Origin of the sequence: Leclercia sp. LSNIH3, from assembly GCF_002935105.1 — a bacterium.
Taxonomy (GTDB): domain Bacteria; phylum Pseudomonadota; class Gammaproteobacteria; order Enterobacterales; family Enterobacteriaceae; genus Enterobacter; species Enterobacter adecarboxylatus.
In genome coordinates this window covers 2,195,341-2,209,386 of the sequence record NZ_CP026387.1, presented here as the reverse complement: position 1 = coordinate 2,209,386, position 14,046 = coordinate 2,195,341, and the positions used below count along the sequence as shown (strand labels likewise).

At 53.5% G+C, this 14,046-nt stretch carries 10 protein-coding genes; 6 read left to right on the top strand and 4 right to left on the bottom strand.

Features of this window, described 5'->3' with window-relative positions; translation table 11 throughout:
- Positions 1–52 precede the first annotated feature (52 nt).
- The 6 genes from rplK to rpoC all read left to right on the top strand — a co-directional run bounded on the left by rplK (position 53) and on the right by rpoC (position 11,056).
- The gene (rplK, locus tag C3F35_RS10680; RefSeq protein ID WP_032615878.1) at positions 53–481 is read left to right on the top strand and encodes a 50S ribosomal protein L11; all 429 of its coding nucleotides are present in this window, start codon (positions 53–55) and stop codon (positions 479–481) included.
- A gap of 3 nt (positions 482–484) precedes the next feature.
- Positions 485–1,189 carry a 50S ribosomal protein L1 gene (gene rplA / locus C3F35_RS10675; RefSeq protein WP_032615880.1) on the top strand — a complete coding sequence of 235 codons (705 nt, stop codon included), beginning with the start codon at positions 485–487 and terminating at the stop codon, positions 1,187–1,189.
- Positions 1,190–1,479: 290 nt separating this feature from the next.
- Positions 1,480–1,977, top strand: a complete 498-nt coding sequence (gene rplJ, locus C3F35_RS10665) for a 50S ribosomal protein L10 (RefSeq protein ID WP_024548056.1) — start codon at positions 1,480–1,482, stop codon at positions 1,975–1,977.
- 66 nt (positions 1,978–2,043) lie between these two features.
- Positions 2,044–2,409, top strand: coding sequence for a 50S ribosomal protein L7/L12 (rplL, locus tag C3F35_RS10660; protein ID WP_032615884.1), 366 nt, complete (start codon positions 2,044–2,046; stop codon positions 2,407–2,409).
- A 318-nt stretch (positions 2,410–2,727) separates the two neighbouring features.
- Positions 2,728–6,756: a DNA-directed RNA polymerase subunit beta gene (rpoB, locus tag C3F35_RS10655; RefSeq protein WP_032615919.1), complete on the top strand. Its 4,029-nt coding sequence runs from the start codon at positions 2,728–2,730 to the stop codon at positions 6,754–6,756.
- 76 nt (positions 6,757–6,832) lie between these two features.
- Positions 6,833–11,056, top strand: coding sequence for a DNA-directed RNA polymerase subunit beta' (rpoC, locus tag C3F35_RS10650; protein ID WP_032615886.1), 4,224 nt, complete (start codon positions 6,833–6,835; stop codon positions 11,054–11,056).
- Positions 11,057–11,226: 170 nt separating this feature from the next.
- On the opposite strand, the gene C3F35_RS10645 is transcribed toward rpoC, so the two are convergent.
- From C3F35_RS10645 to thiG, 4 genes are all read right to left on the bottom strand, one after another.
- Positions 11,227–11,544 (bottom strand): PTS lactose/cellobiose transporter subunit IIA, encoded by a 318-nt coding sequence (locus C3F35_RS10645; protein WP_032615888.1) that lies wholly within the window; start codon positions 11,542–11,544, stop codon positions 11,227–11,229.
- A gap of 3 nt (positions 11,545–11,547) precedes the next feature.
- The gene (locus C3F35_RS10640; RefSeq protein WP_032615891.1) at positions 11,548–11,853 is read right to left on the bottom strand and encodes a PTS sugar transporter subunit IIB; all 306 of its coding nucleotides are present in this window, start codon (positions 11,851–11,853) and stop codon (positions 11,548–11,550) included.
- Positions 11,854–12,144: 291 nt separating this feature from the next.
- Complete coding sequence (thiH, locus tag C3F35_RS10630) at positions 12,145–13,278, bottom strand: 2-iminoacetate synthase ThiH (RefSeq protein ID WP_103793547.1); 1,134 nt, start codon at positions 13,276–13,278, stop codon at positions 12,145–12,147.
- Positions 13,275–14,045, bottom strand: a complete 771-nt coding sequence (gene thiG / locus C3F35_RS10625; protein WP_103793546.1) for a thiazole synthase — start codon at positions 14,043–14,045, stop codon at positions 13,275–13,277. Before thiG ends, thiH begins: the two co-directional genes overlap by 4 nt.
- Between the last annotated feature and the right edge of the window lies 1 nt (position 14,046).

Sequence of the window (14,046 nt, the reverse complement as noted above, 5' to 3'; positions counted from 1 at the left end):
TATTCACGGGGAGCCTCCTTGAGGCGCTATTACCCAATCAGAGGATTTTAGAATGGCTAAGAAAGTACAAGCCTACGTCAAGCTGCAGGTTGCAGCTGGTATGGCGAACCCAAGTCCACCAGTTGGTCCAGCTCTGGGTCAGCAGGGTGTGAACATCATGGAATTCTGTAAAGCGTTCAACGCCAAAACCGAATCCCTGGAAAAAGGTCTGCCAATCCCAGTCGTAATCACTGTTTACGCTGACCGTTCTTTCACTTTCGTTACCAAGACCCCTCCAGCAGCAGTTCTGCTGAAGAAAGCGGCTGGTATCAAGTCTGGTTCCGGCAAGCCGAACAAAGACAAAGTGGGTAAAATTTCCCGCGCCCAGCTGCAGGAAATCGCGCAGACCAAAGCTGCCGACATGACTGGTTCCGACGTTGAAGCGATGACTCGCTCCATCGAAGGTACTGCACGTTCCATGGGCCTGGTAGTGGAGGACTAAGAAATGGCTAAACTGACCAAGCGCATGTCCGTGATCCGTAACAAAGTTGATGCGACCAAACAGTACGACATCAACGAAGCGATCGCTCTGCTGAAAGAACTGGCTACCGCTAAGTTCGTTGAAAGCGTTGACGTTGCTGTTAACCTGGGCATCGATGCTCGTAAATCTGATCAGAACGTACGTGGTGCAACTGTACTGCCACACGGTACTGGCCGTTCCGTTCGCGTAGCCGTATTTGCCCAGGGCGCAAACGCTGAAGCTGCTAAAGCTGCAGGCGCTGAGCTGGTAGGTATGGAAGATCTGGCTGACCAGATCAAGAAAGGCGAAATGAACTTTGACGTTGTTATTGCTTCCCCGGATGCAATGCGCGTTGTTGGCCAGCTGGGCCAGGTTCTGGGTCCACGCGGCCTGATGCCAAACCCGAAAGTGGGTACTGTAACTCCTAACGTTGCTGAAGCGGTTAAGAACGCTAAAGCAGGTCAGGTTCGTTATCGTAACGACAAAAACGGCATCATCCACACCACCATCGGTAAAGTGGACTTTGACGCTGACAAACTGAAAGAAAACCTAGAATCTCTGCTGGTTGCGCTGAAAAAAGCGAAACCAACTCAGGCGAAAGGCGTGTACATCAAGAAAGTTAGCATCTCCACCACCATGGGTGCAGGTGTTGCAGTTGACCAGGCTGGCCTGAGCGCTGCTGCAAACTAATGCCTTTACGTGGGCGGTGATTTTGTCTACAATCTTACCCCCACGTTTGCTAACGAAAGTTAGCGGCTAAAGAATTTGTTCGTTGGAGCCTGGCCTATCCAGGCCTCCGTCGAAGACCGCAGGTGTTTCGCAAGAGACTTAATCCCCTGCGTAGACGGTGACAGAACGCTAAGATTATTTTTGGATACTCTGGCTTGTTTCTGCTCACCGTATTAAGACGCTCTTTCCGTTGGGAAGAGTGAAGTGAGTTCCGGGACATGAGTCTCGGCAAACATCCAGGAGCAAAGCTAATGGCTTTAAATCTTCAAGACAAACAAGCGATTGTTGCTGAAGTCAGCGAAGTAGCCAAAGGCGCGCTGTCTGCAGTAGTTGCGGATTCCCGTGGCGTTACTGTAGATAAAATGACTGAACTGCGTAAAGCAGGTCGTGAAGCTGGCGTTTACATGCGTGTTGTTCGTAACACCCTGCTGCGCCGCGTAGTTGAAGGTACTCAGTTCGAGTGCCTGAAAGACACGTTTGTTGGTCCAACCTTGATTGCATATTCTATGGAACACCCGGGCGCTGCCGCTCGTCTGTTCAAAGATTTCGCGAAAGCGAATGCAAAATTCGAGGTTAAAGCTGCAGCCTTTGAAGGTGAGTTGATCCCGGCATCGCAAATCGATCGCCTGGCAACCCTGCCGACCTACGAAGAAGCAATTGCACGCCTGATGGCAACCATGAAAGAAGCTTCGGCTGGCAAACTGGTTCGCACTCTGGCTGCTGTTCGCGATGCGAAAGAAGCTGCTTAATAGCAGTCATCTTTATCAAGTATTCGCTTACGTATAAACTTATTCTGATTTTCAGGAACAATTTAAATGTCTATCACTAAAGATCAAATCATTGAAGCAGTATCCGCTATGTCCGTAATGGACGTTGTAGAACTGATCTCTGCAATGGAAGAAAAATTCGGTGTTTCTGCTGCTGCTGCTGTAGCTGTAGCTGCTGGCCCGGTTGAAGCTGCTGAAGAAAAAACTGAATTCGACGTAATTCTGAAAGCTGCTGGCGCTAACAAAGTTGCTGTAATCAAAGCAGTACGTGCTGCAACTGGCCTGGGTCTGAAAGAAGCTAAAGACCTGGTAGAATCTGCTCCAGCTGCGCTGAAAGAAGGCGTGAGCAAAGACGACGCAGAAGCACTGAAAAAATCTCTGGAAGAAGCTGGCGCTGAAGTTGAAGTTAAATAAGCCAACCCTTCCGGTTGCAGCCTGAGAAATTAGGCTGATGGCTGGTGACTTTTTAGTCACCAGCCTTTTTGCGCTGTAAGGCGCCAGTAGCATTTCACACTGTTTGACTGCTGGTAGTCCTGACAATGCTTGTTTCTATCGACGACTTAATATACTGCGACAGGGTGCTCGCTCTGGGTAAATCGCAATGAAATGGTTTAAGCGTGATAGCAACAGGCATTGCGGAAAGTGTTCGATTTTCCGATCAACAAAATGGTGTTGCACAAACTGTCCGCCAATGGACAGATGGGTCGACTTGTCAGCGAGCTGAGGAACCCTATGGTTTACTCCTATACCGAGAAAAAACGTATTCGTAAGGATTTTGGTAAACGTCCACAAGTTCTGGACATTCCATATCTCCTTTCTATCCAGCTTGACTCGTTCCAGAAGTTTATCGAGCAAGATCCTGAAGGGCAGTACGGCCTGGAAGCAGCCTTCCGTTCCGTGTTCCCAATTAAGAGCTACAGCGGTAATTCCGAGCTGCAATACGTCAGCTACCGCCTTGGCGAACCGGTATTTGACGTTCAGGAATGTCAAATCCGTGGCGTGACCTACTCGGCACCGCTGCGCGTTAAACTGCGTCTGGTGATCTACGAGCGCGAAGCGCCGGAAGGCACCGTCAAAGACATTAAAGAACAAGAAGTCTACATGGGTGAAATTCCACTCATGACTGACAACGGTACTTTCGTCATCAACGGTACTGAGCGTGTTATCGTTTCCCAGCTGCACCGTAGCCCGGGCGTCTTCTTCGACAGCGACAAAGGTAAAACGCACTCATCCGGTAAAGTACTGTATAACGCGCGTATCATTCCTTACCGTGGTTCCTGGCTGGACTTCGAGTTCGATCCGAAAGACAACCTGTTTGTCCGTATCGACCGTCGTCGTAAACTGCCTGCGACCATCATTCTGCGTGCGCTGAACTACACCACTGAGCAGATTCTTGATCTGTTCTTTGAGAAAGTTGTCTTCGAAATTCGCGACAACAAGCTGCAAATGGAACTGGTGCCTGAGCGTCTGCGTGGTGATACCGCGTCGTTCGACATCGAAGCCGACGGCAAAGTGTATGTTGAGAAAGGCCGCCGTATTACTGCGCGCCACATCCGTCAGCTGGAAAAAGATGATATCAAACACATCGAAGTCCCGGTTGAATACATTGCTGGAAAAGTAGCTGCAAAAGATTACGTTGATGCATCCACTGGCGAGCTGATCTGCCCGGCTAACATGGAGCTGAGCCTGGATCTGCTGGCTAAGCTGAGCCAGTCTGGCCACAAGCGTATCGAAACGCTGTTCACCAACGATCTGGACCACGGTCCGTACATGTCCGAAACCGTACGTGTCGACCCAACCACCGATCGTCTGAGCGCGCTGGTAGAAATCTACCGCATGATGCGCCCGGGTGAGCCACCGACTCGAGAAGCGGCTGAAAGCCTGTTCGAGAACCTGTTCTTCTCCGAAGACCGCTACGATCTGTCCGCGGTTGGTCGTATGAAGTTCAACCGTTCTCTGCTGCGTGACGCGATCGAAGGTTCCGGTATCCTGAGCAAAGAAGACATCATCGAAGTGATGAAGAAGCTCATCGATATCCGTAACGGTAAAGGCGAAGTGGACGATATCGACCACCTCGGTAACCGTCGTATCCGTTCCGTTGGCGAAATGGCGGAAAACCAGTTCCGCGTTGGCCTGGTACGTGTAGAGCGTGCGGTGAAAGAGCGTCTGTCTCTGGGCGATCTGGATACCCTGATGCCTCAGGATATGATCAACGCCAAGCCGATCTCCGCAGCAGTGAAAGAGTTCTTTGGTTCCAGCCAGCTGTCTCAGTTTATGGACCAGAACAACCCGCTGTCTGAGATCACGCACAAGCGTCGTATCTCTGCACTCGGCCCAGGCGGTCTGACCCGTGAGCGCGCAGGCTTTGAAGTTCGAGACGTACACCCGACTCACTACGGTCGCGTATGTCCAATCGAAACGCCTGAAGGTCCAAACATCGGTCTGATCAACTCCCTGTCCGTGTACGCACAGACTAACGAATACGGTTTCCTTGAGACCCCGTATCGTAAAGTGACTGACGGTGTTGTAACCGACGAAATTCATTACCTGTCTGCTATCGAAGAAGGTAACTACGTTATCGCTCAGGCGAACTCCAACCTGGATGACGAAGGCCACTTTGTAGAAGATCTGGTTACCTGTCGTAGCAAAGGTGAATCGAGCTTGTTCAGTCGTGACCAGGTTGACTACATGGACGTTTCCACCCAGCAGGTGGTTTCCGTCGGTGCGTCCCTGATCCCGTTCCTGGAACACGATGACGCCAACCGTGCATTGATGGGTGCGAACATGCAACGTCAGGCGGTTCCAACTCTGCGCGCTGATAAGCCGCTGGTTGGTACCGGTATGGAACGTGCTGTTGCCGTTGACTCCGGTGTTACTGCAGTTGCTAAACGTGGCGGTACCGTTCAGTACGTGGATGCATCCCGTATCGTTATCAAAGTTAACGAAGACGAGATGTACCCGGGCGAAGCAGGTATCGACATCTACAACCTGACCAAGTACACCCGTTCTAACCAGAACACCTGTATCAACCAGATGCCATGTGTGTCTCTGGGTGAGCCAATTGAGCGCGGCGACGTGCTGGCTGACGGTCCGTCCACCGACCTTGGTGAACTGGCGCTCGGTCAGAACATGCGCGTAGCGTTCATGCCGTGGAACGGTTACAACTTCGAAGACTCCATCCTCGTTTCCGAGCGTGTGGTTCAGGAAGATCGTTTCACCACTATTCACATCCAGGAACTGGCGTGTGTGTCTCGTGACACCAAGCTGGGGCCAGAAGAGATCACCGCTGACATCCCGAACGTGGGTGAAGCTGCGCTCTCCAAACTGGATGAATCCGGTATCGTTTACATCGGTGCAGAAGTGACCGGCGGCGACATTCTGGTTGGTAAGGTAACGCCGAAAGGTGAAACCCAGCTGACGCCAGAAGAGAAACTGCTGCGCGCGATCTTCGGTGAGAAAGCGTCTGACGTTAAAGACTCTTCTCTGCGTGTGCCGAACGGTGTTTCCGGTACGGTTATCGACGTTCAGGTCTTTACTCGCGACGGCGTAGAAAAAGACAAACGTGCGCTGGAAATCGAAGAGATGCAACTGAAGCAGGCTAAGAAAGACCTGTCTGAAGAGCTGCAGATCCTCGAAGCTGGCCTGTTTGGTCGTATCTACGCGGTGCTGGTTGCCGGTGGTGTTGAAGCTGAGAAGCTCGACAAACTGCCACGCGACCGCTGGCTGGAACTGGGCCTGGCCGACGAAGAGAAACAAAATCAGCTGGAACAGCTGGCTGAGCAGTATGACGAACTGAAACACGAGTTCGAGAAGAAACTCGAAGCGAAACGCCGCAAAATCACTCAGGGCGACGATTTGGCACCAGGCGTGCTGAAAATTGTTAAGGTGTATCTGGCTGTTAAACGTCAGATCCAGCCTGGTGATAAGATGGCAGGTCGTCACGGTAACAAGGGTGTTATCTCTAAGATCAACCCGATCGAAGATATGCCGCACGATGCTAACGGTACGCCGGTAGATATCGTACTGAACCCGCTGGGTGTACCGTCTCGTATGAACATCGGTCAGATCCTCGAAACTCACCTGGGTATGGCTGCAAAAGGCATCGGCGACAAGATCAACGCCATGCTGAAACAGCAGCAAGAAGTCGCGAAACTGCGCGAATTCATCCAGCGTGCGTACGATCTGGGTACTGATGTTCGCCAGAAAGTCGACCTGAACACCTTCAGCGATGAAGAAGTGCTGCGTCTGGCAGAGAACCTGAAAAAAGGTATGCCAATCGCAACGCCAGTCTTCGATGGTGCGAAAGAGTCTGAAATCAAGGAACTGTTACAGCTGGGTGGCCTGCCAAGTTCTGGCCAGATCACTCTGTTCGACGGTCGTACCGGTGAGCAGTTCGAGCGCCAGGTAACCGTGGGTTACATGTACATGCTGAAACTGAACCACCTGGTTGATGACAAGATGCACGCGCGTTCTACCGGTTCTTACAGCCTGGTTACTCAGCAGCCGCTGGGTGGTAAGGCGCAGTTCGGTGGTCAGCGCTTCGGGGAGATGGAAGTGTGGGCGCTTGAAGCATACGGCGCAGCATACACCCTGCAGGAAATGCTCACCGTTAAGTCTGATGACGTGAACGGTCGTACCAAGATGTATAAAAACATCGTGGACGGCAACCATCAGATGGAGCCGGGCATGCCAGAGTCCTTCAACGTACTGTTGAAAGAGATTCGTTCGCTGGGTATCAACATCGAACTGGAAGACGAGTAACTCTCGCTCAAACAGGTCACTGGTGCCGGAGTAATTTCCGGCACCAGATTGTGCTAACTCCGACGGGAGCAAATCCGTGAAAGACTTATTAAAGTTTCTGAAAGCGCAAACTAAAACCGAAGAGTTTGATGCGATCAAAATTGCTCTGGCCTCGCCAGACATGATCCGTTCATGGTCTTTTGGTGAAGTTAAAAAGCCAGAAACCATCAACTACCGTACGTTCAAACCTGAGCGTGACGGCCTTTTCTGTGCGCGTATTTTCGGGCCAGTAAAAGATTACGAGTGCCTGTGCGGTAAGTACAAGCGCCTGAAACACCGTGGTGTGATCTGTGAGAAGTGCGGCGTTGAAGTGACCCAGACTAAAGTGCGTCGTGAGCGCATGGGCCACATCGAGCTGGCATCTCCGACTGCCCACATCTGGTTCCTGAAATCTCTGCCGTCCCGTATCGGCCTGCTGCTGGATATGCCGCTGCGTGATATCGAACGTGTTCTGTACTTCGAATCTTATGTAGTTATCGAAGGCGGTATGACGAACCTGGAACGTAACCAGATTCTGACCGAAGAACAGTATCTGGACGCGCTGGAAGAGTTCGGTGACGAATTCGACGCGAAGATGGGTGCGGAAGCGATCCAGGCCCTGCTGAAGAGCATGGATCTGGAGCAGGAGTGCGAGCAGCTGCGTGAAGAGCTGAACGAAACTAACTCCGAAACCAAGCGTAAAAAGCTGACCAAGCGTATCAAACTGCTGGAAGCGTTCGTTCAGTCTGGTAACAAACCAGAGTGGATGATCCTGACCGTTCTGCCGGTTCTGCCGCCAGATCTGCGTCCGCTGGTTCCGCTGGATGGTGGTCGTTTCGCAACGTCTGACCTGAACGATCTGTATCGTCGCGTCATTAACCGTAACAACCGTCTGAAACGTCTGCTGGATCTGGCTGCGCCGGACATCATCGTACGCAACGAAAAACGTATGCTGCAGGAAGCGGTAGATGCCCTGCTGGATAACGGTCGTCGCGGTCGTGCGATCACCGGTTCTAACAAACGTCCTCTGAAATCTTTGGCCGACATGATCAAAGGTAAACAGGGTCGTTTCCGTCAGAACCTGCTCGGTAAGCGTGTTGACTACTCCGGTCGTTCTGTTATCACCGTAGGTCCATACCTGCGTCTGCATCAGTGCGGTCTGCCGAAGAAAATGGCACTGGAGCTGTTCAAACCGTTCATCTACGGCAAGCTGGAACTGCGTGGCCTGGCCACCACCATCAAAGCCGCTAAGAAAATGGTTGAGCGTGAAGAAGCTGTCGTTTGGGATATCCTGGACGAAGTTATCCGCGAACACCCGGTACTGCTGAACCGTGCACCAACCCTGCACCGTCTGGGTATCCAGGCATTTGAGCCAGTACTGATCGAAGGTAAAGCTATCCAGCTGCACCCGCTGGTTTGTGCGGCATATAACGCCGACTTCGATGGTGACCAGATGGCTGTTCACGTACCGCTGACGCTGGAAGCCCAGCTCGAAGCGCGTGCGCTGATGATGTCTACTAACAACATCCTGTCTCCAGCGAACGGTGAGCCAATCATTGTTCCTTCTCAGGACGTTGTACTGGGTCTGTACTACATGACCCGTGACTGTGTTAACGCCAAAGGCGAAGGCATGGTGCTGACTGGCCCGAAAGAAGCTGAGCGTATTTATCGCGCTGGCCTGGCCTCTCTGCATGCGCGTGTAAAAGTGCGTATCACCGAATATGAAAAAGCTGAAAACGGCGAACTCGTTGCGAAAACCAGCCTGATTGACACGACCATTGGCCGTGCGATTCTGTGGATGATCGTACCGAAAGGTCTGCCTTTCTCCATCGTCAACCAGGCGCTGGGTAAGAAAGCGATCTCCAAAATGCTGAACACCTGTTACCGCATTCTGGGTCTGAAGCCGACCGTTATCTTCGCTGACCAGACAATGTACACCGGCTTTGCTTATGCAGCGCGTTCAGGTGCATCTGTTGGTATCGATGACATGGTCATCCCAGAGAAGAAACACGAGATCATCTCTGAAGCGGAAGCTGAAGTTGCAGAGATCCAGGAGCAGTTCCAGTCTGGTCTGGTTACCGCGGGCGAACGCTATAACAAAGTTATCGATATCTGGGCAGCGGCGAACGATCGTGTATCCAAAGCGATGATGGACAACCTGCAAACCGAAACCGTGATTAACCGTGACGGCGTCGAAGAGCAGCAGGTTTCCTTCAACAGCATCTACATGATGGCCGACTCCGGTGCGCGTGGTTCTGCAGCACAGATTCGTCAGCTGGCAGGTATGCGTGGTCTGATGGCGAAGCCAGATGGCTCCATCATCGAAACGCCAATCACCGCGAACTTCCGTGAAGGTCTGAACGTACTCCAGTACTTCATCTCTACTCACGGTGCTCGTAAAGGTCTGGCGGATACCGCACTGAAAACCGCTAACTCCGGTTATCTGACGCGTCGTCTGGTAGACGTTGCGCAGGATCTGGTGGTTACCGAAGACGATTGTGGCACCCTCGAAGGTATCACCATGACCCCGGTTATCGAGGGTGGTGATGTTAAAGAGCCGCTGCGCGATCGCGTTCTGGGCCGTGTGACTGCTGAAGACGTTCTGAAGCCGGGTACCGCAGATATTCTGGTTCCACGTAACACACTGCTGCACGAGCACTGGTGTGATCTGCTGGAAGCGAACTCTGTTGACTCCGTGAAAGTACGTTCCGTCGTATCCTGTGACACCGACTTTGGTGTATGTGCGCACTGCTATGGTCGTGACCTGGCGCGTGGCCACATCATCAACAAAGGTGAAGCTATCGGCGTTATCGCGGCACAGTCCATCGGTGAGCCGGGTACACAGCTGACGATGCGTACGTTCCACATCGGTGGTGCGGCATCTCGTGCGGCTGCTGAATCCAGCATCCAGGTGAAAAACAAAGGTAGCATCAAGCTCTACAACGCGAAGTCGGTTGTTAACTCTTCCGGTAAGCTGGTTGTGACTTCACGTAACACCGAGCTGAAGCTGATCGACGAATTCGGTCGTACCAAAGAGAGCTATAAAGTGCCTTACGGTGCTGTTATGGCGAAAGGCGATGGCGAACAGGTTGCTGGCGGCGAAACCGTAGCGAACTGGGATCCGCACACCATGCCGGTAATCACCGAAGTGGCGGGCTTTATTCGCTTCACCGATATGATCGATGGCCAGACGATTACTCGTCAGACCGACGACCTGACCGGTCTCTCTTCCCTGGTGGTTCTGGATTCTGCAGAACGTACCGCGGGTGGTAAAGATCTGCGTCCAGCACTGAAAATCGTTGATGCTAACGGCAACGACGTTCTGATCCCAGGCACCGATATGCCGGCTCAGTACTTCCTGCCAGGTAAAGCGATTGTTCAGCTGGAAGATGGCGTACAGATTAGCTCTGGTGATACCCTGGCGCGTATTCCTCAGGAATCCGGCGGTACCAAGGATATTACCGGTGGTCTGCCACGCGTTGCGGACCTGTTCGAAGCACGTCGTCCGAAAGAGCCGGCAATCCTGGCTGAAATCAGCGGTATCATTTCCTTCGGTAAAGAGACCAAAGGGAAGCGCCGTCTGGTGATCACGCCGCTGGATGGCAGCGATCCGTACGAAGAGATGATTCCAAAATGGCGTCAGCTCAACGTGTTTGAAGGTGAACGTGTAGAACGTGGTGACGTTGTTTCCGACGGTCCAGAAGCACCGCACGACATTCTGCGTCTTCGTGGCGTCCACGCGGTAACGCGTTACATCACCAACGAAGTACAGGACGTTTACCGTCTGCAAGGCGTTAAGATCAACGATAAGCACATCGAAGTTATCGTTCGTCAGATGCTGCGTAAAGCCACCATCGTGAATGCCGGTAGCTCCGACTTCCTCGAAGGTGAGCAGGTTGAATACTCTCGCGTCAAGATTGCTAACCGCGATCTGGAAGCGAACGGCAAACTCAGTGCGACCTTCGCACGTGACCTGCTGGGTATCACCAAAGCGTCTCTGGCAACCGAGTCCTTCATCTCCGCGGCATCGTTCCAGGAGACCACTCGTGTGCTTACCGAAGCAGCCGTTGCGGGCAAACGCGACGAACTGCGCGGTCTGAAAGAGAACGTTATCGTGGGTCGTCTGATCCCGGCCGGTACTGGTTATGCGTACCACCAGGATCGTATGCGCCGTCGCGCAGCGGGTGAAATCCCTGCTGCACCACAGGTGACTGCTGAAGACGCATCTGCCAGCCTGGCAGAGCTGCTGAACGCAGGCCTGGGCGGTTCTGACAACGAGTAATCGTTACGTCAGCCCATAAAAAAACCCGCTTCGGCGGGTTTTTTTTTGCCTGATACGCTGTGGTTATCTGGCCTGCTATTCGGTGTTATTGTTGCCCGGGGACGCTGCGTTTACCCGACCAGGAGTTTAAAGCTGTTACAGGCCCGGTAAGCGTAGCGCCACCGGGCGTATTAGTTCACCAGCGGCAAACGGCGATACAGCTCGATCATATCTCCCGCCAGATCCTGAATCACCATCGCATTCATGAGATGATCCTGGGAGTGAACGGTAATCAGGTTGACCGGCAGCTTGCCGGTTCCTTCATCCATACCAATCAGCTTCGTCTGGATGGTATGCGCATGCTTAACGAATTCACGCGACTCTTCCATCGCCTTTTCCGCATCGGCAAAATCACCTTTACGCGCCATCTGCAACGCGGTTAATGCTGAACTGCGGGCTGCACCTGCATTCACCAGCAGCTCCATAATGATGGTTTCTAAATCTTCCATGACTTACTCCAGCAGCTTGAGGGCTTTTTCGAGGACGGCATCGCCTTTCATCATGCCGTAATCCATCATGTCGATAACCGCGACCTTTTTGCCCAGTGGCTCTGCCTGTGCCTGAAGATTATTGAGTTCGTATTTGACCTGCGGGCCAAGCAACACGATGTCGGCTGCGGCAAGTTCATCTTTAAACTCAGCAACCGGGACGGCTTTGATGGTTACTTCGACCCCTTTTTTCTGCGCGGCGTCTTTCATGCGTTGAACCAGCATGCTGGTGGACATTCCCGCTGCACAGCATAAAACGATGTTCTTCATAGTCAGCCTCAATGTACATGTGTTTATTGATAATTATCCCGCGAGGCCCGCTTCGACAACCGCGTTACCGCGATTGTGTGTGAGTCATCACAAAGAAACCCGCTTTTTCTGAAACCGGTTACAACTGTTACAGTGCGGGGGAAGGCAGGGCGAAACGAGGAAGAAGCTTTCCGCCCTGGTCAGCATCCCTGCTGACGTAATGAGCATAAAAAATCCGGGCGAGAGCTGACAATCGCCCGTTAATGACGTTACGTAACGCCTCGTAAACATTTCATCGGCTTACAGGTTTTTTCAACCCGGCTGCGAGGCGCGTCCCAACCAGCTATCCCAGTCTTTCCACACTGGCTGCAATCCTTGTTGGCTAAGCGCCCCGGCAACCTCTTCCGGGCGACGGTTATCGTGCGGCGCAAACTGCTCCAGCTCGGGGTGATCATCGGCATAGCCGCCTGGCTGGGTTTTTGAAAAAGCACTGACGTTATTAATGGCCAGCGGAATAACGCGATCGCGAAATGCGGGGGATTCCCGGGTCGATAGCGATAGCTCCACTTCCGGTGCCAGCAGACGAAACGCGCAGATGGTCTGCACCAGCTGGCGTTCATCCATGATCGACGCCGGTGGGATCCCCCCGGCGCAGGGGCGCAGCCGTGGAAAGGAGATCGAGTACCGGCTCTGCCAGTAGTGTTGCTGCAGCCAGAGCAAATGTTCCGCCACCATAAAGTTGTCGACCCGCCAGTTGTCGGAAAGCCCGGTCAATGCTCCGAGGCCGATCTTATCGATCCCCGCGCGGCCCAGCCGATCTGGCGTTTCCAGCCGCCAGAAGAAGTCCTGCTTTTTACCTTTAAGATGGTGCCGGGCATACACCGCCTCGTGGTAGGTCTCCTGATAGACCAGCACGCCATCCAGCCCCAGCGTTTTAAGCTCGCCATACTCGGCCTCAGAAAGAGGCTGAACCTCCATTTGCAGCGAGGCGAACTGGCGACGAATGGCCGGGATATGGCGACGAAAATAGTCCATTCCCACTTTAGTCTGGTGTTCGCCGGTAACCAGCAGCAGGTGCTCAAAACCCATCTCGCGGATGGCAGCACACTCCCGGGCAATCTCATTTTCATCCAGCGTTTTGCGCTTGATGTGATTGCTCATGGAGAAACCGCAATAGGTACAATCGTTGGCGCACAGATTTGAGAGATAGAGCGGCACATAAAAGCTCACCGTGTTGCCAAAGCGCTGGCGGGTCAGGCGCTTCGCCCGCTGCGCCATCGGCTCCAGATAGCGGCTGGCGGCCGGGGAGAGCAGGGCCATCATATCCTCGCGCGTCGGCTGCCGGGCATTCAGGGCGCGCTCAACATCCGCAGGGGTTTTGCTGTTGATGCGCAGGCCAATATCGTCCCAGTCGAGCTGGCGCCAGCGATCGGTAAAAGTGTTCATGAGAAGGCCTCCAGAAATCCGGTTAACGGGCTGGTGGCCTGGGCTTCAACGCTTCGCGAACCGGGGCCAGACTGACGGGCCAGCACACCGGCTTCCACCGCCAGGCGGAAGGCTCGCGCCATAGTGACCGGATCGTCAGCGACAGCAATGGCAGTGTTGACCAGGACGGCATCGGCGCCCATCTCCAGCGCCTGTGCGGCATGGCTGGGCACGCCGATCCCGGCATCCACCACCACCGGTACGGTTGCCTGCTGAATGATGATCTCCAGCATTGCGCGGGTTTCCAGACCCTGATTGGAGCCTATCGGCGCGCCGAGCGGCATCACCGCCGCGCAACCCACCTCTTCAAGTCGTTTGCACAGCACCGGATCGGCACCGCAGTAGGGCAGCACCGTGAACCCCTCTTTGACCAGCATCTCTGCCGCTTTCAGGGTCTCGATGGGATCGGGCAACAGCCAGCGGGCATCGGGATGGATCTCGAGCTTCAGCCAGCGGGTCCCCAGCGCCTCGCGCGCCAGCCGGGCGGCGAACACCGCTTCCTCCGCGGTTTTGGCCCCGGAGGTATTGGGCAGCAGGCTTACACCTGCTTCCAGCAACGGCGCCAGAATGGCGTCATTGTGATTACGCAGATCGACCCGTTTCATTGCCAGCGTCACCAGCTGGCTGCCACTCTCACGAATCGCCTCCACCATCAGCTGCGGCGAAGCGAACTTCCCGGTGCCGGTAAATAGATGCGAATCAAAGGTTTTATCAGCAATACGTAACATC